The sequence below is a fragment of the Providencia rettgeri genome, assembly GCF_041075285.1.
Classification (GTDB): Bacteria; Pseudomonadota; Gammaproteobacteria; order Enterobacterales; family Enterobacteriaceae; genus Providencia; species Providencia rettgeri_G.
In genome coordinates, this window is record NZ_CP163512.1 from 1,333,469 (window position 1) to 1,353,271 (window position 19,803).

Sequence of the window (19,803 nt, forward strand, 5' to 3'; positions counted from 1 at the left end):
AAATAGTAGAATGAGAAGGATATTATTATGTATCAAGTTGATTTACATGCGCATACGATTGCCAGCACCCATGCATACAGTACCGTTAATGAATATTTTGCTGAAGCGGCAAGTCGTGGTGTTAAGCTATTTGCAATTACCGATCATGGTCCCGAAATGCAAGATGCACCGCATGAGTGGCATTTTGGTAATATGCCAATTCTTTCGCGGATTGTTGATGGTGTTGGTTTGTTGTATGGCATTGAAGCGAATATAAAAAATAAGCAGGGTGAGACAGACTGTAATGAAAAGATAGCACGCCATTTGGATATTATATTAGCGGGTTTTCATGAGCCGGTTCTTGAACCGCAAAGTTTAGCTGATAATACTGAAGCCATGATTGCCACTATCCGTAGCGGAAAAGTGCAAATTATTACGCATCCAGGAAATCCCAAGTACCCTATTGATATTTATGCAGTTGCTCAAGCAGCAAAAGAGTGTAATGTGGCTTTAGAAATGAATAACTCATCTTTTTTACATTCAAGGGCAGGAAGTCAACAAAATTGCTTAGAGATTGCGAAAGCTGTGAAAGAAACAGGTGGCTGGGTTGCGCTTGGTTCTGATTCCCATTTTGCCGGTTATTTAGGCCGTTTTGATCATGTTGTAGAAATGCTCGAATCGATTGATTTTCCACAATCACAAATTTTAAATGTTTCGCCGCGTCGAGTATTGGATTTCCTTGAGTCTCATGGACGTAAACCCATTCCTGAATTTGCTGATTTTTAACACTATTGCTTAGGATATCTTGCAATAATAGTAAAAGCCGCTCCGTATGCTATGAGGTTACTGAAGAGTTCGGCTTTTATTTTTTGCTTAAAAAGTGTAACTCCATTTAAATGCAAGGCAGATAGGCTTTGGCAAGGAAAGAATGATAGCTGTTATGCCTAATTGAAATAACCCCGTGTTTTTGATAAAAACGTACTGCATTAGGTGAAGAATATATGGGTTATTCTCCACCATTCTTATGTAGTTTACACATCTTAATTTCATTGTTTAATCCTTGTTTATTTTTTTTATTCTATAGGACTAAAAAATAAGTTAAAAGACAGTCTAGGAATGAAATAATTTACTTATAAAAATAAAATCTGATATCAAATAAGTTGATTCAATTTGAAAAAAGATAAATAAAAAATTGATGATTGATAATTTTTTTTATTTATCTTTTTGTTTTTTAAAGGGTTGTTTCTATTTTGAGACTTGAATGAAACGCAGTAAAAAGTCAATGAAATATCAACAAACTTAAAATAAATATCACTTAAAATAACCTATAAAAAATTTATAAATCTTTAAATTTGTCCTATTGCGGTGAAATGTTTATTTGTGATTTAGTAGTGTTGCAAGAACATCCTTGCTTTAAAATTCTAAGGTACAAAAATGAAAACGTTATTAGCAATTATAACAGTTATGTCTGTTGCTGTTTCTGGTGCCGCACTGGCGAATACGACAGTGAAAACTGAACCTGCCACTCATACAGCGAAAGTTCAGCATACTGCGAAAAATCACCATGCTAATAAATTAAAAGCCGAGAAAAAAGAGGATAAAAGCAAAATTGTACAAACCAGTAAAGCAATATAGTACCAACAAGCTGTGATAAATATCTTGTATTTTAACATCTAAATTATATTAAATTTAAGGTAGAAAAATGAAAAAATTAGTCGCAATCGCAACCGTATTATCATTCGCTATTTCTGGAGCTGCACTAGCGAACACAGCAGCAAAAACTGAACCAGTTTCACCTATCGCACAGTCTCATCAAGCCGCTAAATCGTCTCATCTGAATACAAAAGTTGAGAAAAAGGCAGTTAAAGAAAAGGGCGCTGCAAAAAGCAAAGCAGCGAAATAATAGGCAATAAATTTCGCTAACGTCACAGTGCCATGGGAATTTTCCATGGCGCTGCATCATCCCTTATATGCTATACTGGTCATTATTTTGCTATCAGTGACCTTTATGAATTATCAATGCCCACTTTGTTTTACACCTCTTTTTCGAATCCACAATAGTTATCGCTGTGAAGCAAATCACCAATTTGATTGTGCTAAAGAAGGGTATGTTAATTTGCTCCCTGTACAGCATAAGCGATCGAAAGATCCTGGCGATAGTGTTGAAATGATGCAAGCACGTCGTCAATTTCTTGATGCTGGGCACTACCAACTCATGCGTGATAAAGCCGCAGAAAAACTGATCCAGTTTTTACCCCCAAGTCAGTTAACCGTTTTGGATATCGGTTGTGGTGAAGGGTATTACACCGATTTTTTGTGGCAAACTCTGCAAAATAAAGCAAAGCATGTACAAGTTTTTGGTTTGGATGTCTCAAAGGTCGCCATTCGTTATGCTGCTAAACGCTATAAATCGGTCAATTTCTGTGTGGGGACTAGCCACCGTTTACCGTTCTCTGACAAAAGTTTAGGGGGGATTATTCGCATTTATGCGCCTTGTAAAGAGGAAGAATTGAGCCGTGTATTGGTGGATAAAGGTATTTTAATCACGGTTACACCAGCGGCTGAACATCTGCAAGAATTAAAAGCGTTGATTTACGATGAAGTAAAATTGCACCCCACTAAAGATGAAAACCTTGCTAACTTTACATTACTGGATGAAAGCCGTTTAAATTATAAAATGCGATTGACAGGAACAGAAGCCTATAACTTGTTAGCTATGACCCCTTTTGCGTGGCGGGCATCTGAAAATGTGAAACAAGAACTGCGACAAGCGGAAATGCAAAATTATACGGCTGATTTTTTGATCCGTGTCTACCAATATAGCACCGTTTGATCGTCGTATTGCCCCCTCAACAAAGTAGGGGGCAGTACTCTTTAGGGGGCGTACATAAATAATTCGAGGTGCTCAAACAAGATATTAAAACCAATACCAATTAACACCAATCCGCCGATAATTTCTGCTTTTTTTCCTAATAATGGTCCCACATAACGGCCAATCATCATACCAATGGTGGCCATGATCATCGTCATCAAGCCAATAGTCATTGCAGTATGGACAATATCCACTTGTAGGAAAGCTAAACCTAAGCCAATTGCCATGGCATCTAAGCTGGTCGCAATGGCAGAAAAGATAAGATTACTTGAGCTATGACTTGACGGTTTTGAACAGCATTCATCATCCTTTGTTTTAAGGCTCTGCCAAATCATTCGAGCGCCTAAAACAAACAATAACGCAAATGCAATCCAGTGGTCCCAACGGATAACGTATTGGCTAGCGAGAATACCAATTCCCCAGCCAATGATAGGGGTAATAGCTTCAATAAAACCAAAGATGAAACCAGTGCGGAGGATCTCTCTAAAACGGGGTTTATGCAGGACGGCTCCTTTACAGATTGCAACTGCAAAAGCGTCCATTGATAGCGCAAGGGCTAAGACAAGGGTAGCGTAAAAGCTCATAACATAACCTCGGTTGGGTGTTTCCATATACACATAAACGACCCCCAACCTAAGGTGTGTTTATGTGTCTATGGTCTTGCCAACCAGATTATGGTGTCCGCACCACGTTTGAAATCAAACGAGTATGTTGATACGGACTTTCTGGAATATATATATTTCCAGAACAGGCTACTCCCCAATGACGTGGAAAGAAAGATACCACATTTTAATTTAAAGGCAACACTTTATTAGTTGTGGATATTAAACGGTAGTGAGAATTATTATCATTTGTGGCAATATAAAAAAAAAGGTTAATTGTATTTCCAATTAACCTTAGCATCTCTATGAATATAAATTGTAATTACTTATGATTTATAAGGAATTCATAAATTCTTTGTAAATCATCAAGATGTGATACTTGTATGTGAATTTTCTTTTTCTCTAAACCTATTATAAGAATACCATCTTCTGATAAATTCATTGTTTTTATTCTATCGTAAGAAATAAAGGTATTGGCAAAATAAAAACCAGATTGTTTAAATAGTAGTTTAGGCGTTCTAATAAATGCCAAATAGACTGACATAAAAATAGTAATCATTAATAAATAAGTGGTTAATAAACTACCATGTCGAACAATATTTGTATAAATAACAATACAAATTAAGACAATAAAAATAATGGTATCAACGCGATGTTTTCGTTTTAAGTTAATTTTTAATAGCGTTTTACCTTTTAGCAAATGTTGAATAAATTCATCATAAATTGCATACACAAGCATGAGCAAAATGATAATGGCGAGAATAGCATCATTTAAGGTCATTGGTGCGCCCTTGGCTAAGTAAACATATGGCAAAGCTTAAAATTAAAAAAGGGAGGCTGCAACCTCCCTTGAAAAAATATTACCAGAAAATTATGGTGCTAAGAATTTCAACCAAGCCCCTAAAATGCCCAAACCGAAGAAGCCAATAATAATCCACAGCGCATTCACTTTACGTCGTAATAACCACATACAACCGAATGTGAGCAGAAGAGGGACTAATCCTGGCATTAATTGGTCAAGGATCATCTGAACTGTCGTAATATCTTCAACACCAGTGGTTTGGTTTTGAATTCGAGAAACCTCAACAGGGATATTAACGTGAGTCCATTTATTAACAAGCGCCCCCATAACGAATAAACCGAGTATGGATGCCCCCTCCGTCAGTTTTTGTAGGAATCCACCGCCCATATCCTGAACGATATCAATCCCTTTTTTATAGCCGTATGCAACGCCGTAGTAACGAGTTAACAGACGAACTAAGTTAAACAGGACGAAGAATAAAACAGGACCCAGTAAGCTACCCGTCATTGCGATACCTGCGCCTAGTGCTGCGAATACAGGACGAACTGTTCCCCAGAATATCGGGTCACCAACACCTGCTAACGGCCCCATCAGACCGACTTTGATACCATTTATTGCACCATCATCAATATCAGCGCCATTAGCACGTTGTTCTTCCATTGCCATCGTTACACCAAGAACTGGTGCAGCAACGTATGGATGGGTATTAAAGAACTCTAAATGGCGTTTAATCGCTTGTTTTCTATCGTCGTTATTTTCAGGGTAAAGACGACGAATAACGGGCACCATTGAGAAACAGAACCCAAGGGCTTGCATCCGCTCAAAGTTCCAAGAGCCTTGGAACAAGTTGGAACGCAGGAATACACCGCGAATATCGCTCTGTGTCAGTTTTTTCTCTGTAGACTGAGTTGTATCAACCATGTTTGCGCTCCTCCTAGTCTAATTCGTTATCAAGGTTATTGTTGCTATTGCTTTGTGTGACAACAACTTGTGATTTGTTGTATTTAGGACTGAGTTGAATATACAGAACAGCCATAACAACACCAATCACACCGAGAGCAACAAGGTTGAAGTTTGTAAATGCCGCAGTTACGAAGCCTAAGTAGAAGAAAGGCATTAAGTAGCCAGCACGCATCATATTGATAACCATCGCATAACCGACGACAACAATCATACCACCTGCAATATTCAGACCGCTGGTGACAACTTCAGGAATTGAATTTAACAAGTGTTGAACTTCAGATGTACCGACAGACACGGCAACAATAAGTGCAGGGATAGCAATACGCATCGCTTGCAGTACTAGTGCACTGACGTGAATAATGCTAAGGGATGTTAGATTACCATTTGCCGCTGCACGGTCAGCGGCGTGCTGGAACGCAACGGTGATAGTACGAACAATAATGGTTAGGACTTGTCCCGCAGCGGCGAGGGGAATTGCCAAGGCAATACCTGCCCCGATGCTTTGACCACCTGCAATAACTAAAATAGTTGAAATGATGGATGCTAAAGCAGCATCTGGCGCAACAGCAGCACCGATATTCATCCAACCTAAGGCGATCATTTCCAGTGTACCACCGATGATGATCCCCGTTTTCATATCTCCCAAAACGATACCGATAAGCGTACAGGCAACGAGAGGGCGGTGAAACTGGAATTCATCGAGGATTGATCCCATACCGGCGATACATGCGACAATGAAAACCAGTACTATTTGAACAACGGTAAGTTCCATTGTTTAATCTCCTGTAACCAACAAGTTTTAAAATCTGTTTGAGTAATGGTTTAAAAAACAATCATAAAAAGGTTGATAACACATTATTTTTTGAGTTTATTAATCAAGTCCATCATGGAGACTTTGCTGTCTGATGAAACTTTACGAACTTCTAACTCAATATTTTTGTCGTTCAAATAATTAAAGGCATCAATATCAGTTTGGTTGATAGAAACGGCATTGGTTACCATGGTTTTACCTTCATGATAAGCCATACCTCCGATATTGACGGATTTAATCTCTACACCTTCCTCAACAATACGCTTTACATCCGTTGGGTTAGTAAATAACAACATGACTCGCTCCCCCGCATATTTGGGGTTGTTATAGACGCGAATACATTTTGCAACGTCCACTACGTGAGCTGTAACCCCAGGAGGCGCAACTTGTTTTAACAGTGTCGAACGGACTTGGTCTTTCGCGACTTCATCACTTACGACGATAATGCGTTTAACATGGGTCTCTTTTGTCCAGCGTGTCGCAACTTGACCGTGAATTAAACGGTCATCGATACGGGCAAGGGCGATCACCATATGTTCACCTGGTCCTGCTTTTTGCACAGGGGCTGGAGGTGTATTTTCAACAACTGGAGCAGGTTTAGTTTCAACTTCCTTAAATTTAAATGGGCGGACACCGCCACGACCTGTTTCTAATGCAACGGTGATCAGTTCATCTAAAGAGGGGTCATCATCACGGCACATAAAGGTTTCAACTAGCATTGGAACATTCACACCTGTGATAATGTCATAATTATCATGCTCATTCACAATACGGCTAGCCGCGTTAAAAGGGCTACCTCCCCATGTATCGACAAGAAATAACACGCCTTTAGAGGTATCTAAATCAGTCAGTTTTTGTGTGTATTTTTCAAACAGGGTGTCTGCGTTTTCCCCAGGGATAAAGTCAATAAACGAGACATTATCTTGCTCGCCAATTAACATTTCGGTGGTTCGGAGAAGCTGCTCAGCGGCGACTCCGTGGGTACCAATCATAATAGCTATACTCACTATTTTTCCCTCATTGATAGATAAAACGAAATATTATCTGTAGATAAATTGGACACTAAAGTTAGACTCCTTTTTATCAGTTTCCCCTGTATCATAATATTAGCTGAATAATGACAACTTACTTATGGCGGTCACGAGTCAGCAAATTGAATTATTAGTATGAAATACATTTGTAGCATATCATTTTGTTTTAACCTAAAAACTTGTTTCGCGTCAGAAAAATAAGAATATACCTAAAACCACTTAATAATTTACGATTATTAACTTTTTATTCCTTGCAAGGCAAATGATAAAGCTGTTAAATAATTATTTTACGGAGTTAATTATTGTTATCGGTAACAAAATTAGAGTTTAAAAATGTGTGCAAGTGATTTTATGGTTAAAAAATGAACGTTTTTGTATGATAAATAAAGAATGGTTAGCGCTAACAAAATCGATTTTTAGAATAAAATAGTATTGATTTTGGATTGGAATTATTAGCAAAAATCGGTGAAAACGACAATAAACCATCAATATTTTGTGGATGTTTGATTAAATAAATTTGTGGGTATTGATAGGGCGACATGAATAAAGCGAAAGATATTTTAGTACAGATAAAAAGCGCCCTACAAATAAACAGAGGGCGCTTCTAAAGATGAAACCGATTTAATTAGTCACACTGGACTTTGATGGCTAAACCACCGCGAGATGTTTCGCGGTATTTTGCATTCATGTCTTTACCCGTTTCATACATAGTTTCAATGACTTTATCCAAAGAAACACGAGGTTCACTGGTTCTGCGAATTGCCATACGAGCCGCATTCACTGCTTTAACGGAGGCAATTGCATTACGTTCAATACAGGGTACTTGAACTTGCCCAGCCACGGGATCACAAGTAAGACCTAAGTTGTGCTCCATACCAATTTCGGCGGCAATACACACTTGTTCTGGGCTACCGCCGAGTAATTCAGCAAGACCTGCTGCTGCCATTGAACAAGCAACACCCACTTCCCCTTGGCAACCAACTTCAGCACCTGAAATCGAGGCATTCATCTTATAAAGAATACCAATCGCCCCCGATGCCAAGAAATAACGGAGGTAAAGCTCTGGCGTAACAGGTTCAATGCAGTGGTTATAATAAGCCAGTACAGCAGGAACAATTCCGCATGCACCATTGGTGGGGGCGGTAACGACTCGTCCACCTGCCGCATTTTCCTCATTAACCGCAAGGGCGTACATATTAATAAGGTCAATGACATTCATTGGGTCATTTGATAGTTTACTCGAAGAGGTCACAATACGGTTTAATGCGGGGGCACGCCGAGGTACACGTAATGGCCCTGGGAGCACACCCTCGGTGTTTAAGCCGCGTTCGATACAGGCTTGCATGGTGTGCCACACATCCGCAAAGTAGGCGTCGATCTCTTCTTTTGAGTGAAGGTCGAGCTCATTTTTCATCATCAGGCTAGAAATGGAGAGACCTGATTTTTTGCAATTAAGCAGTAATTCATTTGCTGAATTGAATGGGTAGGACACAGGTTTGCTATCGACGGTTGATTCACCAAAGTGTTCTTCATCGACAATAAAGCCGCCACCAATTGAATAATAGGTTTTGGTATAAATTTCGTCATTCCCAGCAAAAGCATGTATGGTCATACCATTTTCGTGTAACGCAAGGTTATCTTGACGGAAATTCATTCCACCTTCACGTGGAAAATCAACTAGTTGGGCTCCATTAGCTAAAGGCAACTTTTCAGTGTCTTCAACCGTTTTAATAAAGGTTGGAATAGATTCAATGTCAACGGTGGCAGGTAAATTACCTGCTAGCCCCATAATAATGGCGATATCAGTATGGTGCCCTTTACCAGTAAGCGATAATGATCCATAGACGTCAACAGAAATTCGAGTGACGGTAGGCAGGAGATTTTTGCTCACTAAATCATCGACAAATTCTTTCCCAGCTTTCATTGGACCAACGGTATGAGAGCTTGACGGGCCAATGCCCACTTTAAACATGTCGAAAACGCTTATCACGCAGGACTCCTTAAAAAAAAGATGAAAATAGAGTGCTTTATTTTAAAAGGCGCTACTTTACTGTTATTTAGTAGTGTTAACCAGTAAGTTTAAAGTATTTTTTGAAATAAGGTAGTTGCTTAGGAATAATTGATTGTAAATAGCACAATCTGCTTGTGTTTTGCTTGAAATTTATACAGCCATGTTGGCGGAATTAGGAATGATAGGGAAGTAGATAAAAATAAATGTAAAATTTTTAGCTGTAAAATTGTATTTAACTGGTGAATGATGTTGTCATAATGAATCAAGCTGTAATGCTAACTGGTGAAGGATGGAGGCGGTCAATCCCCAAACCAAGTGGTCGTTATACCAATAGAAAAAAATGCGATTTTTACGCCCAGATCGTTTGATATCCACATATTTATGTTGATGCAGTGATAATGCATCAAATAGTGGAACCTCAAAAATGGATGCGACTTCACTTGGATTGGCTTGATAGCGAATATTATTAGGTAGTAAGCCAACAATCGGGGTCACTTCATAACCGCCATAACTTTGTAACGGCGCTAATTGCCCTAATACTTTGACTTTTTCTGGCGGAATAGCGACTTCTTCATAGGCTTCACGCAGCGCAGTATGGATTAAAGAACCATCTTCGGGATCTTTAGCGCCACCGGGAAAGGCGACTTGCCCGGCATGGGAGCGTAAAAATGGCGAGCGTTCGGTTAACAATAAGGTTGGCTTAGGCTTATTAATGATCGGCAGCAAAACCGCAGCCGATTTACCCGTCTGGCGCAAAGGCTGACGGGTTGTCGGTAAAGTAAACTGAAAACGGTTAATAAAGTTATTCAGCTCGGTCATCCGAATTTAATGCTCCTAATAGAGGTAGAATAAGACTGAGTTTATCAAATGTCTCTTGATATTCTTTGTCTGCTTGGCTGTCTGCTACAATACCCCCGCCTGCCCAACAGTAAATTTGCTTTTTATAAGTCAATAAAGTGCGAATGGCAATATTGGTATCCATATTGCCACAGAAACTAATATAGCCTATTGCGCCACAATATCCATGTCGGCGATGAGGTTCTAATTCCTCGATAATTTCCATCGCACGAATTTTAGGGGCTCCCGTTATCGAACCTCCAGGAAAACAAGCCCGTAATAAATCAGTGGCTTGGTAAGGACTATCTAATCGTGCAGTAATTGTGCTCACTAAGTGGTGAACCGCAGGGAATGGTTCAACCACAAATAATTCAGGGACATTGACTGTGCCAGGTTTTGCAACTCGACCAATATCATTACGCAGTAAATCGACAATCATCACGTTTTCAGCGCGATCTTTCGGGGAGTTTGCCAGTTTTTCTGCCTGTGCTAAATCCTCTTGTGCATTGTCTAAACGTGGTAATGTGCCTTTAATTGGACGGGTTTGGATATCACCATCTTGTAATAAAATGAAGCGCTCAGGGGAAATGCTGATCACGGCATTTTCAGGCAGACGTATAAAGGACGAGAATGGCGCGCCGTTGCGTTCGAGCAACGCAAGGAACGCATTCCATTCATCACCTTTATATTTGGCTTTAAAACGCTGCGCTAGATTGATTTGATAACAATCCCCGTTACGTAAATACTCATGGATACGAGCAATATTTTGCTGGTATTCACTTTCTGTCATGTTGGATTGCCACGGTGAGCTGAGTTTAAATTTATTTTTACGGGGTACTTTTTGGCTTTGAAGCCAAGTCAGCCGCGCCTCTGCATCATCATGGCTAATTAATGTGACGGTTTTGTCTTGGTGATCAACAATGAGTGCCCATAAATAGATACCCACTGCCATATCGGGGAACTTTAATTCAGTTTTTGCAAGTTCTGGGATTTTTTCAATACGGCGACCGAGATCATAACTCCAAATGCCTAAAGCGCCGCCATTAAACGGCAAGGTATTATCCAATATTTGACTGGCATGGTGTTTATCAAGCTGAGCTTGGAGCAGGGTAAAGGGTGAGGCGTCTGAAATAATAGGCTCTTGATTTAATTCTGTGATTATTGTTTGTGTTTGATTAGATGTCAGTGTAGCAACGGGATCAGCAACAATAATATCAAAACGGTTATGTGAATGTTCGGCACGACCTGAATGCAGTAACATCGCCCAAGGTTGGTGTGCGAGAGGCGTAAAATAATCGATTGCCGCATTTGGGCTATAAGGTAACTGAATTTTATTAATAATCATGGTGATATGTATATTTCTTTGCAAGTGATCCGAGAGGCTGTTTATTTTCCCTGCTGATTTTTACCGTTAAAAGGTCAAAAAACAATGCCAAAAAGTTGCTGAATGTGTCAATCACGCAGATTGACGATTATTTGAATGAAGCATGATATTAAAAAGCTGCCCCTAACCAGACTAACAGATATTCTTATCTTAATATTCGAAGAGATGTTAAAATCTTATTTAGTGATTTTAGTCTTTTATTAATGAGGTTTAAACCATGTTATCAGGAATTCCTGCACTTAATCATGAAGAACAGCAAGACGCGGTGGAGAAAATTCATCAATTAATGGCTAATGGAATGAGCAGTGGAGAAGCAATCGCATTGGTGGCCCAAGAGATCCGTGAAAAACATCAAGATAAAGAACAAGTTCACGTGCGTTTTGAGGATGAAAATTAATAATAAGCAAACATACTATTAACATTAATGTACAAATCTGGTAGATTAATATTAGTTAAGTCATTCTGTATATCAATGTCGTTAGAGAATAACTCACAGATAACTGGCAAATTTAACACCTTCTTATAGGCTTAAATGAGCAACTAAACTAATCAAAATCTTCACCTAACAATAGGTACCGGAGGAGAGTATGGAAGCGAATAAAAAAATGGCTATAGCAGTAGGGGCTTGTGCGCTTGTTTTTAGTTCGTTCGCATTAAGTGTTAACAAGGAAGAAGGTAAAGCTGCACCGTTTGTAAGTTGTGGTGCGTTAACGGAATCGCAAATTGCAGCTCAGGTCAAAAATGATTTTATGCATAATCGGTTACCTCGCTGGACGGAAGAAAAAGCCGCATTAGGTAAAAAGGCGGTTGCTTGGGTCAATGATAATGAGGTAACGAAGACAGATACAGGGTATACCGTACCGTTAGTCGTCAGAGGGGCTAAATCGGATTTACATTACGCTGTATCGGTGGATTGCCAAAATAGCACTATAACCTACAACACGACTAAATAGTTTTATCACTGTCAATCAGACTGGTTAGGTTATTGAAGATAAACAAGGAAAATCAATATGTTGATTTTCCTTGATAACACAAAGTGGGGAAAACTACGTATTATCCCACTTTGCCGACAACCTCAACCCCATTTACTGGGGTTTTTTGTTGCTCATAAATTGGTTTAGGATCGAAAAAGAGTGCTTTTCACTGCTTTGTTTTTAACGATTTTTGGGCTCGTAAGGTAACCGAGAGAAATTTTGCGATAACTGGCGGTAATAAACTAGCCGCTCTCTAAAGTATTCCCTTAAATGCTCAGGTTGTTCCCGTTCAACAGCTTCGGCAATGATGGCAATGTTATAGCGTTCTTTAAACGCGACACCAGATGCCAATAAGTCAACATTCACCTTGTCCATTTCATCTTTGGGTAATAAAGCAAGATTGTGGCTCATTTTAATTCTCTATCACTAAATATCACTAAATGGGACTTAGGGATATTGTAGCGATTAAATGAGAAAAAGTCTCAATTCTTTGTATAAAAGCGCGTGAAAATAACATCAAAATAATATAGCTTTATATTTAATTACAGACTTTAAAAACAGTGAAAGATAATGAGATTGATTATTATTGTTTTTAACAAAAGTTATTAATAATCAGTAAATTGGATTTTTTTGTGTTCAGAATGTTTTGGGGTTTTAATTATTGTAATACTGTGCATAATAGCCTCAGGAATATTTAAACATTAAGGTAAAAATATGTTAACTACTGATATGGTCAAAAAATTAAACGAACAATTAAATCTTGAGTTTTATTCTGCAAATCTTTATTTGCAAATGAGCGCTTGGTGTAGCGACAAAGGTTATGAAGGCGCAGCGGCCTTTCTAAAAGCGCATTCTCAAGAAGAAATGGAACATATGCAGCGTTTGTTTGATTACCTTAGCGATACAGGGGCTCTGCCATTATTGGGCCAAATTGCAGCTCCACCTGTTGATTTTAAATCCATTTCCGATGTGTTCACTCAAACATATGAACATGAACAATTAATTACACGTGAAATTAACAAGTTAGCGCATTTAGCAATGTCCACGCAAGATTATTCAACGTTTAACTTCCTGCAATGGTATGTTGCAGAGCAGCACGAAGAAGAGAAATTATTTAAATCTGTATTGGATAAGCTGGATATGGTGGGTGAGTCTGGTAAAGCGTTATTCTTACTGGATAAAGATTTAAAAAATCTGTCTGCAACTACGCACGTTTAATTTTTCGTTGCGCTTAGGGGAACAACGCGCGTTCTCTCTATTTTACGTATAAAACCTTGTTAGGCTTATGGACACAAGCGATTAATTTCAATGTTCATAAGCCTTTTTCTTTTCATTTTGTGTGAAAACTCACAGGATAAGGGGCAAATCCTGTTTTTAAGCGGCATAAAATGTTTTTTTCCGTATAATGATTGGCAAATATTCTAAATTCACCTGCAAATTAAGAGGTTACTATGCCAATTACCCATATTAAATCTTCATGGCGTAAACTGAGTGCGGTTGCTGTGTTATTTTTAGGGATGTCTTTCCAGCAAGCGTTCGCTCATGCACATTTAAAAGATCAACTTCCTGCGGAAGGTGCCGCGGTTGAACAAACACCTGAATCAATCACCTTAAGTTTTTCGGAAGGGATTGAAGTTAATTTTACCAAAGTCTCTATTATTGGCCCTGAAAAAAACATGATCAAAACCGGGAAGGCCGCATTAGATCCAACTAACGACACCAAAGTGATCGTCCCCGTAGAAGACAAACTTACTTCAGGTAAGTACGATGTAAACTGGAGCGTTGTTTCAGTTGATGGTCATAAAACAAAAGGGACCTATAGCTTTACAGTGAAATAGTATGTCACTTGAAGCATTTTATACCTTAATTCGATTTATTCATTTTATCGCTGCAATATTGATGTGTGGAATGTCAATATTTGCGGCTTTGCTAAGTTGTGGGCAATTCAGTTACCTGATTAGCCGTTATTTGAATAAAGGCATTCATTTCTGCGCGGTTATCACTGTTGTGACCGTTTGGGCCTGGATGTTATCGCAAGCCGGATTAATGGGAGAAGGTTGGGAGGATGCGACTGACTGGGATATCTGGCAAGGCGTGTTAGGGACTTCGTTTGGTCAAATTTGGCGCTGGGAATTAATATTGTCGGTTATTTTACTGGTAGTTTTATTTATTAAACCAATAAAATTGCGTCTGCATTTGGTCTTAATTCTTTCTATTCTTATCCTTGGATCACATGCCCTTATCGGCCATGCGGCAATGCATGATGGAGCCATTGGTGCTTTTTATCGTTTTAATCAATTTGTTCATCTGATGAGTGCAGCCTATTGGTTTGGTGGTTTATGGCCATTCTTAATCTGTATACAGTTTTTGCGTAACAAACGTGAACTTGCCGCTGGAATGGATGGGCAAATTATTAACACCATGAAACGCTTCTCGGGTTATGGACACATTGCGGTGGTTTTGGTGATCCTGACCGGTGTGGTTAGTGCGATAACAATTTTACCACAATGGCCGATGGTGTATTCAGGCTCGGAATACCAATCATTGTTATGGTTTAAGGTTATATTGGTTATAGGAATGATATTGCTAGCATCTATTAATCGTTATTATATCGTGCCACGGGTTAAGCAAAAAGGGCTCGTTAATTACTTGATTATTAATAGCTGGGTTGAATTACTGCTTGGCACTATGGCAATTTTAGCGGTAGCCATTTTTGCTACTTATCAACCTGTGTAGTCAACCCTCTCTATTTATCTGATAATATCCCACTATTATCGCACTCGTTGAACAAGGTTATTCTGATGAAATCTAAACTTATTATTTGCTTATTATTGGTTGGCGGGGCAATTGGTACTGCTTTTGCAGCCCCTTTAACATCAGTTAGTAAAAAACAATTCGGTGACGATTGGCCATTTACCCGTGAAGAGGTGATGTTGGAATGCCGGAGTAATGGTGCGCTGGTGGTGATCAATCCTGCCACATTAATGCAGTACCCATTGAATGATATAGCCGCAACACAAATGGAGAGAAAAGAAATCAAAGGCCAGCCGGTTGAGGTACTACTTAAACCAATTGAGACTACAAAAAGTGTTGAAGAGCGAGTTTTGCCCTTGAAAGAAGCTGCGGCTAAATTATGTGGTACTCACTAGATGTGTTGAAGACAATTTTTCTATCGCAAAAGATGAGAAGGGATAAATGGATGCTTGCTGAAATATTTTTATATATCAACAGGTTAGGTTATTGAAAGGTTTTATATATTACTGGCATAGATGTAACCAATTGAACAAATAGTTCAATATTAGAAAATTAAGCAATAAATTGTGTTAATAATATGTAAAATAATTGATAATTAATGTGGTAAGAACGTGCATTGAAAGCTAGTATTAAGGTGTACTTTGTTACGTCTCAATGGCAATTTTAGCGCACGGCTCTGCCAGAGCCATTTCCCAAGGCCCGGTAATCGGAATCTACCAGGCCTCTTTTTTTGCCTATTGTTTTTCATCGACGCATATTGACCTATCAATAGTAAGCCAATCACCTGTGCATTCATGATTTTCTTATTGCCCAATAAAGTACTAAGCAACTTTCATAACCCAATGGTGATTTTCTTTGTCATAGCGATGGCGATAAAGCAAAACCGGTTTTTCATCAATCGTAGCTGGGATACTGGTGTGCTCGTCCCAACCATCCAATTGCATACAGAAATCCGTGTCAGAATCGCAGGGAATGCTGATTGTATCGCTTTTGTGGGAGTCCATAACAGCATCATTAATTTCATAGGAAGATATTTTCAATTTAACTAAACACATAATTTCACCTCATTGATAGATTTTAGCTGCATAAATTCAGCCTAACGAGATTAAGCATAGTATAAATGGAATCTATTTCCAAAATATTTTTTTAAGCCTAAAAAAGAAAAGGTGCATTGTTGGGATGACAAGCACCTTTACAGAGGTTATTTTTGTGGAATAGCGGTTCCCCATTCCAGATAGTCCCGTGGTGGCTCTAATTTTAGAATGAAATGCTGTTCGGGTTTAGCATTTGGCGCTAATGGCACTGTTGGTGGGGTGGCAAATACAATACCTCCACGAACAAATTGTTTAAATGTGCCACTTTTAACCACTCCACCAGTTAAACCAAAGGAAAAATTGAAGCCGGAAGATAACCAAAATTGGGTATTATCACGCACTAGATATTGGTATTCTTTACCGATGCGAGTGGCGACATAAACCCGATCGGAAAGCTCTCCCAAATATAATCCCGTAACAACACCGACCTCGATACCTCTAAAAAGAATTGGTGTTCCGACTTGGATGGAACCGACATCGGTTGCATCAAGGTAAAGCGTCAGGCCATCTAAATAACGAGAGTCAGTGATATTGGCGGCTTGCAGTTCAAATTGATAACGACTTTTATGACTTCTACCGGGTTCGGCACTGATATAAGGTTGCAGTAAACTGTCTAAATTGTTGAGACCAGCAGGGGACAGTTCAGGTGTGACGACAGCAAAACGACTGCCTAATTTTGTAAAAGCGCTCACATATTCAGGGTAGAGGATGGCTTTCGCCTGAACTTCACGTTTATCCGCAGACAGTTTTAATGATTCAATTTGACCGATATTAATGCCTAAATAGCGAATTGGCATGCCTTCAGAAAGCTTCGAGGCGTCAAAGGTGGCTAAAGTGACAACACTACCAATCGCTTTTGCAGAAGCTTCGTTAGGGTATAGCGTATGTCGACGCGCTTTATTCACGGTAGCATTATCAAAGTTATCAAAGCTAATTGCGCCGCTAATGGCACGGCTTAATGGTGCAGCTTGCACGGTCAACCCGTGACTATTTAACGCAACTTTTGCACCACCTTCCGCCCAGAACACACTGTTGTCAGTGAGTAAATGACGATATTCACTGGAAATATTAACATCGATAGCAAATCCTGATTTTGTTGGCTTGATAGCAATGATCTTCCCAACGGCGAATTGACGATAAAGAACGACTGAACCGGCTTGGATATCAGGTAAACTTGAAGCGTTAAGTGTGATTGTCGTTGGTGGTAAAGCACCGAGAATACCCGCTTTGGCATTTTCATCGCTGCGATACAGTGGAAAAGTGTCAGGAAGCTTGTCTTGGCTGTTACCGACAAGTAGATGTAGTCCCCCTTCGAGCCACTCTTGAGGGGTAGCTCCTTGAAATTGAAGCCCATTTAACCCGAGTTGAATATCAACGCGACTATTCGCCACAAATTTGCTGTCTGCTCGCACAAGGTGGCGATATTCATCATAAATTGCGATAGTAAAGTCAACTTTATCGGTCGTTAAGTGACGTTGTAACACTTCACCAATTTGTATACCGCGATAGACAACGGGCTGCCCTTGATCCACGCCAAAAGTATCATCGGCCCATAAGGTTAAATTAAGGGGGGATTGGCTAGTTTGCTTGACTTTGTTTGCCGCAGTTGCACTGCTTTGTAAGACAAATGATTGGCCTTCTTCTGCTTGTGGGCTGCCTTCAGGGGAATCAAATGCAACTGCACCATTAATTACCGCAGAAAGGCTTTCCATTTTGACATTCGCACCTGACTTTAGGTCAAAACTGCCTTGTAAACCTGAGACATTCCAAAACTGACTGTCTTTACGGACAAGACTCGCATAGCGTTTTTGTACAATCCCTGAGATAGATACGCCTTGGTTATCAGGTAAAATGGTGTAATCAGCAATATGCCCCACCGGTACTTTACGATAATAGATAGGCGAGTTTTCATTCAATGAACCTAAATCGGGGGCCGTAAGGTGAATAAGTAGCTCTCCTTGGTCAATATTTTGCTGTGGGGGTGTGTCTTGTGCGACAAAAGAAAATTGCTCTGAGCCCGTACTTGGCAGCATGCCAATATAATTCCCTCCGACAAGGGCATCGAGCCCAGAGACTCCTGCAAGTGAAGCTTTTGGCGTTACCAACCAAAACTTAGTCCCAGAATTTAATGCTGAACGCATGTCTTTGTTAATACTGGCGGTCACAATAATATTTTTCATGTCCTTACTAATAGACACGGACTGCACCAAGCCGACTTCAACACCTTGGTAACGAATAGGGGTACGATTGGCGACGACACCAGGGGCGGAGGTAAATTCAATGGTAATCTCGGTGCCGCGTTCAAGCCAATGTTGGAAGAGTAACCACCCTGCGATAAAGATAGCGACCAGAGGTAGCAACCAAAAAGGTGAAATGCGGGTGCGTCTGCGTTGTATTACTTCTGCGATATCATCAGAAGGTTCATTTTGTGGGTTTTGTTTTTCCATAAGAATCCCAAATTAAACGACTGTCTAAACACTCAACGGCTAAAATTGTTAGGATCACGGCGATGCCGAAATAGAGAGCAGCAGGCCCCATAGTAAAGGACATCAATTGTTCTCGGTTAACCAGTGTCATCATCAGCGCGATGACAAACAAATCCAACATTGACCATCGACCAATCCATGAAACAAACTTCAGTAATTTCATGCGTAAGACGGGGTCTGTTTTGCTATTAATATGAATCGAAAAAAGCAACAAAATCATAATAATAATTTTAATAAACGGAACTAAGATACTGGCAATAAAAACAATAATAGCAATTGGCCAATTACCTGAGTTGATAAGCGATACCACACCGGAATAAATGGTGTCTTCCAATCGCTGACCGTTTAAATAAAAAATGGAGATGGGCATTAGGTTAGCAGGTAACAATAACACCATGGCGGCAATCAGTGCTGCCCATGCTTTTTGTAAACTATAGGGATCTCGATATTGCACAGGACGATGACAACGTTGGCATTTCCCTTGTTTATTGCTGGGACCAGTATAATGACAAGCTGTACAGGTGACAGCATGCGCCTGTGAAGCTTTTTCTTCTATGGGATAAAAATTTTTCCATAGTACATCAAGATTGATGTGGATGAGTATTAGCAAGCTCAAAAGAGACATGGTAATAAAGGCAATTAACCCATGACCGATAAATACACTGGCATAATCTTGCATTTTGATAGCAGCAATGCCGAGGGCAATTAAGTAAACATCCAACATAACCCATTCTTTGATATGGCTCAGGATCAATAAAATGGGACGAAGGTTTAAGCCTATTTTTTGGCCAATTAATAGGGACAAAATTAAAACAGGTAACAGTAAAGGGGCGGCAATCGCACAAAAAGCCACTATACTGGCAGTGAAGGGATCGCCTTGTTGGTTAATTAAGCGAATACCTTCTATGACATTGGCATTGATTTGGCTACCCAATAAATGAATCGATATCAATGGTTGCCAAAATGCAATAGGCGCTAGCATCAGTAGTGTGATGGCTAGTATCGAAAGCCGACTTAAAGACCAAGACCGCCCGTCGTTGAGTTCAGAGGCGCAACGTGGGCAAATAATCACTTGCCGCGGATTAAATGGCGGCATAAGAATTTTTTGATTGCAGTGGCTACAACATTGCAAAATCAAGTCAGTATGATTAATGTGGTTCATATTTGCTCATTTTTTGAGTTTAGCCCAGATGTAATCTAGTG

22 protein-coding genes and 1 riboswitch are annotated in these 19,803 nt (G+C 39.6%); of the genes, 10 read left to right on the forward strand and 12 right to left on the reverse strand.

All coding sequences use genetic code 11. The features are described from left to right. Positions 1–27: 27 nt before the first annotated feature. The 4 genes from AB6N04_RS05990 to rlmA all read left to right on the forward strand — a co-directional run bounded on the left by AB6N04_RS05990 (position 28) and on the right by rlmA (position 2,812). Positions 28–765, forward strand: a complete 738-nt coding sequence (locus AB6N04_RS05990) for a phosphatase (RefSeq protein WP_369310982.1) — start codon at positions 28–30, stop codon at positions 763–765. A 648-nt stretch (positions 766–1,413) separates the two neighbouring features. Beyond that, entirely contained in the window at positions 1,414–1,614 is a 201-nt protein-coding gene (locus AB6N04_RS05995) for an acid-shock protein (protein WP_369310983.1), read from the forward strand. A gap of 67 nt (positions 1,615–1,681) precedes the next feature. Beyond that, the gene (locus tag AB6N04_RS06000; protein ID WP_369310984.1) at positions 1,682–1,882 is read left to right on the forward strand and encodes an acid-shock protein; all 201 of its coding nucleotides are present in this window, start codon (positions 1,682–1,684) and stop codon (positions 1,880–1,882) included. Between the two features lie 105 nt (positions 1,883–1,987). Further along, positions 1,988–2,812 carry a 23S rRNA (guanine(745)-N(1))-methyltransferase gene (rlmA, locus tag AB6N04_RS06005; RefSeq protein WP_369312005.1) on the forward strand — a complete coding sequence of 275 codons (825 nt, stop codon included), beginning with the start codon at positions 1,988–1,990 and terminating at the stop codon, positions 2,810–2,812. Between the two features lie 41 nt (positions 2,813–2,853). Here the strand turns inward: rlmA and mntP are convergent, their stop codons facing one another. The 8 genes from mntP to pabB form a co-directional block, all read right to left on the reverse strand. Next, positions 2,854–3,435 (reverse strand): manganese efflux pump MntP, encoded by a 582-nt coding sequence (gene mntP / locus AB6N04_RS06010; RefSeq protein WP_369310985.1) that lies wholly within the window; start codon positions 3,433–3,435, stop codon positions 2,854–2,856. 3 nt (positions 3,436–3,438) lie between these two features. After that, positions 3,439–3,624: riboswitch (yybP-ykoY riboswitch) on the reverse strand. A 151-nt stretch (positions 3,625–3,775) separates the two neighbouring features. Next, entirely contained in the window at positions 3,776–4,234 is a 459-nt protein-coding gene (locus AB6N04_RS06015; protein WP_369310986.1) for a DUF986 family protein, read from the reverse strand. 90 nt (positions 4,235–4,324) lie between these two features. Beyond that, entirely contained in the window at positions 4,325–5,176 is an 852-nt protein-coding gene (locus AB6N04_RS06020; RefSeq protein ID WP_369310987.1) for a PTS mannose transporter subunit IID, read from the reverse strand. A gap of 13 nt (positions 5,177–5,189) precedes the next feature. Further along, positions 5,190–5,990, reverse strand: coding sequence for a PTS mannose/fructose/sorbose transporter subunit IIC (locus AB6N04_RS06025; RefSeq protein WP_369310988.1), 801 nt, complete (start codon positions 5,988–5,990; stop codon positions 5,190–5,192). Between the two features lie 83 nt (positions 5,991–6,073). Continuing rightward, positions 6,074–7,036, reverse strand: a complete 963-nt coding sequence (gene manX / locus AB6N04_RS06030) for a PTS mannose transporter subunit IIAB (RefSeq protein ID WP_369310989.1) — start codon at positions 7,034–7,036, stop codon at positions 6,074–6,076. Between the two features lie 649 nt (positions 7,037–7,685). After that, positions 7,686–9,050 carry an L-serine ammonia-lyase gene (locus AB6N04_RS06035; protein WP_369310990.1) on the reverse strand — a complete coding sequence of 455 codons (1,365 nt, stop codon included), beginning with the start codon at positions 9,048–9,050 and terminating at the stop codon, positions 7,686–7,688. 273 nt (positions 9,051–9,323) lie between these two features. Next, positions 9,324–9,890 (reverse strand): CoA pyrophosphatase, encoded by a 567-nt coding sequence (locus AB6N04_RS06040; RefSeq protein WP_369310991.1) that lies wholly within the window; start codon positions 9,888–9,890, stop codon positions 9,324–9,326. Further along, positions 9,874–11,253, reverse strand: a complete 1,380-nt coding sequence (pabB, locus tag AB6N04_RS06045; protein WP_369310992.1) for an aminodeoxychorismate synthase component 1 — start codon at positions 11,251–11,253, stop codon at positions 9,874–9,876. The genes AB6N04_RS06040 and pabB overlap by 17 nt, the downstream gene beginning before the upstream one ends. A gap of 256 nt (positions 11,254–11,509) precedes the next feature. Here pabB and AB6N04_RS06050 point away from each other — a divergent pair, with 256 nt between their 5' ends. Together AB6N04_RS06050 and yebF are read left to right on the forward strand one after the other, a co-directional pair. After that, positions 11,510–11,689: a YoaH family protein gene (locus tag AB6N04_RS06050; protein WP_369310993.1), complete on the forward strand. Its 180-nt coding sequence runs from the start codon at positions 11,510–11,512 to the stop codon at positions 11,687–11,689. A gap of 190 nt (positions 11,690–11,879) precedes the next feature. Beyond that, on the forward strand, positions 11,880–12,245 hold the full coding sequence (gene yebF / locus AB6N04_RS06055) for a protein YebF (RefSeq protein ID WP_369310994.1): 366 nt from the start codon (positions 11,880–11,882) through the stop codon (positions 12,243–12,245). Positions 12,246–12,446: 201 nt separating this feature from the next. Here yebF and AB6N04_RS06060 read toward each other — a convergent pair whose 3' ends face one another. Then, positions 12,447–12,677 carry a DNA polymerase III subunit theta gene (locus AB6N04_RS06060; protein ID WP_369310995.1) on the reverse strand — a complete coding sequence of 77 codons (231 nt, stop codon included), beginning with the start codon at positions 12,675–12,677 and terminating at the stop codon, positions 12,447–12,449. Between the two features lie 303 nt (positions 12,678–12,980). Here AB6N04_RS06060 and ftnA point away from each other — a divergent pair, with 303 nt between their 5' ends. The 4 genes from ftnA (at position 12,981) to AB6N04_RS06080 (ending at position 15,415) form a co-directional block, all read left to right on the forward strand. Beyond that, positions 12,981–13,484 carry a non-heme ferritin gene (gene ftnA, locus AB6N04_RS06065; RefSeq protein WP_369310996.1) on the forward strand — a complete coding sequence of 168 codons (504 nt, stop codon included), beginning with the start codon at positions 12,981–12,983 and terminating at the stop codon, positions 13,482–13,484. Between the two features lie 233 nt (positions 13,485–13,717). Next, entirely contained in the window at positions 13,718–14,104 is a 387-nt protein-coding gene (copC, locus tag AB6N04_RS06070; RefSeq protein WP_369310997.1) for a copper homeostasis periplasmic binding protein CopC, read from the forward strand. 1 nt (position 14,105) lies between these two features. Then, positions 14,106–15,002, forward strand: a complete 897-nt coding sequence (gene copD / locus AB6N04_RS06075) for a copper homeostasis membrane protein CopD (protein WP_369310998.1) — start codon at positions 14,106–14,108, stop codon at positions 15,000–15,002. Between the two features lie 65 nt (positions 15,003–15,067). After that, complete coding sequence (locus AB6N04_RS06080; RefSeq protein WP_369310999.1) at positions 15,068–15,415, forward strand: DUF2511 domain-containing protein; 348 nt, start codon at positions 15,068–15,070, stop codon at positions 15,413–15,415. 426 nt (positions 15,416–15,841) lie between these two features. On the opposite strand, the gene AB6N04_RS06085 is transcribed toward AB6N04_RS06080, so the two are convergent. The 3 genes from AB6N04_RS06085 to yebS all read right to left on the reverse strand — a co-directional run bounded on the left by AB6N04_RS06085 (position 15,842) and on the right by yebS (position 19,762). Continuing rightward, positions 15,842–16,075: a DUF1480 family protein gene (locus tag AB6N04_RS06085; protein ID WP_369311000.1), complete on the reverse strand. Its 234-nt coding sequence runs from the start codon at positions 16,073–16,075 to the stop codon at positions 15,842–15,844. A 146-nt stretch (positions 16,076–16,221) separates the two neighbouring features. Then, on the reverse strand, positions 16,222–18,561 hold the full coding sequence (locus AB6N04_RS06090; protein WP_369311001.1) for an MlaD family protein: 2,340 nt from the start codon (positions 18,559–18,561) through the stop codon (positions 16,222–16,224). Continuing rightward, positions 18,536–19,762 (reverse strand): membrane integrity lipid transport subunit YebS, encoded by a 1,227-nt coding sequence (gene yebS, locus AB6N04_RS06095; protein WP_369311002.1) that lies wholly within the window; start codon positions 19,760–19,762, stop codon positions 18,536–18,538. The genes AB6N04_RS06090 and yebS overlap by 26 nt, the downstream gene beginning before the upstream one ends. Positions 19,763–19,803: the final 41 nt, after the last annotated feature.

Coding starts and splice junctions, on each gene's coding strand:
- AB6N04_RS05990 (WP_369310982.1), top strand. CDS start 28: ATGTATCAAGTTGATTTACATGCGCATACGATTGCCAGCACCCATGCA.
- AB6N04_RS05995 (WP_369310983.1), top strand. CDS start 1,414: ATGAAAACGTTATTAGCAATTATAACAGTTATGTCTGTTGCTGTTTCT.
- AB6N04_RS06000 (WP_369310984.1), top strand. CDS start 1,682: ATGAAAAAATTAGTCGCAATCGCAACCGTATTATCATTCGCTATTTCT.
- rlmA (WP_369312005.1), top strand. CDS start 1,988: ATGAATTATCAATGCCCACTTTGTTTTACACCTCTTTTTCGAATCCAC.
- mntP (WP_369310985.1), bottom strand. CDS start 3,435: ATGAGCTTTTACGCTACCCTTGTCTTAGCCCTTGCGCTATCAATGGAC.
- AB6N04_RS06015 (WP_369310986.1), bottom strand. CDS start 4,234: ATGACCTTAAATGATGCTATTCTCGCCATTATCATTTTGCTCATGCTT.
- AB6N04_RS06020 (WP_369310987.1), bottom strand. CDS start 5,176: ATGGTTGATACAACTCAGTCTACAGAGAAAAAACTGACACAGAGCGAT.
- AB6N04_RS06025 (WP_369310988.1), bottom strand. CDS start 5,990: ATGGAACTTACCGTTGTTCAAATAGTACTGGTTTTCATTGTCGCATGT.
- AB6N04_RS06040 (WP_369310991.1), bottom strand. CDS start 9,890: ATGACCGAGCTGAATAACTTTATTAACCGTTTTCAGTTTACTTTACCG.
- pabB (WP_369310992.1), bottom strand. CDS start 11,253: ATGATTATTAATAAAATTCAGTTACCTTATAGCCCAAATGCGGCAATC.
- AB6N04_RS06050 (WP_369310993.1), top strand. CDS start 11,510: ATGTTATCAGGAATTCCTGCACTTAATCATGAAGAACAGCAAGACGCG.
- yebF (WP_369310994.1), top strand. CDS start 11,880: ATGGAAGCGAATAAAAAAATGGCTATAGCAGTAGGGGCTTGTGCGCTT.
- AB6N04_RS06060 (WP_369310995.1), bottom strand. CDS start 12,677: ATGAGCCACAATCTTGCTTTATTACCCAAAGATGAAATGGACAAGGTG.
- ftnA (WP_369310996.1), top strand. CDS start 12,981: ATGTTAACTACTGATATGGTCAAAAAATTAAACGAACAATTAAATCTT.
- copC (WP_369310997.1), top strand. CDS start 13,718: ATGCCAATTACCCATATTAAATCTTCATGGCGTAAACTGAGTGCGGTT.
- copD (WP_369310998.1), top strand. CDS start 14,106: ATGTCACTTGAAGCATTTTATACCTTAATTCGATTTATTCATTTTATC.
- AB6N04_RS06080 (WP_369310999.1), top strand. CDS start 15,068: ATGAAATCTAAACTTATTATTTGCTTATTATTGGTTGGCGGGGCAATT.
- AB6N04_RS06085 (WP_369311000.1), bottom strand. CDS start 16,075: ATGTGTTTAGTTAAATTGAAAATATCTTCCTATGAAATTAATGATGCT.
- AB6N04_RS06090 (WP_369311001.1), bottom strand. CDS start 18,561: ATGGAAAAACAAAACCCACAAAATGAACCTTCTGATGATATCGCAGAA.
- yebS (WP_369311002.1), bottom strand. CDS start 19,762: ATGAACCACATTAATCATACTGACTTGATTTTGCAATGTTGTAGCCAC.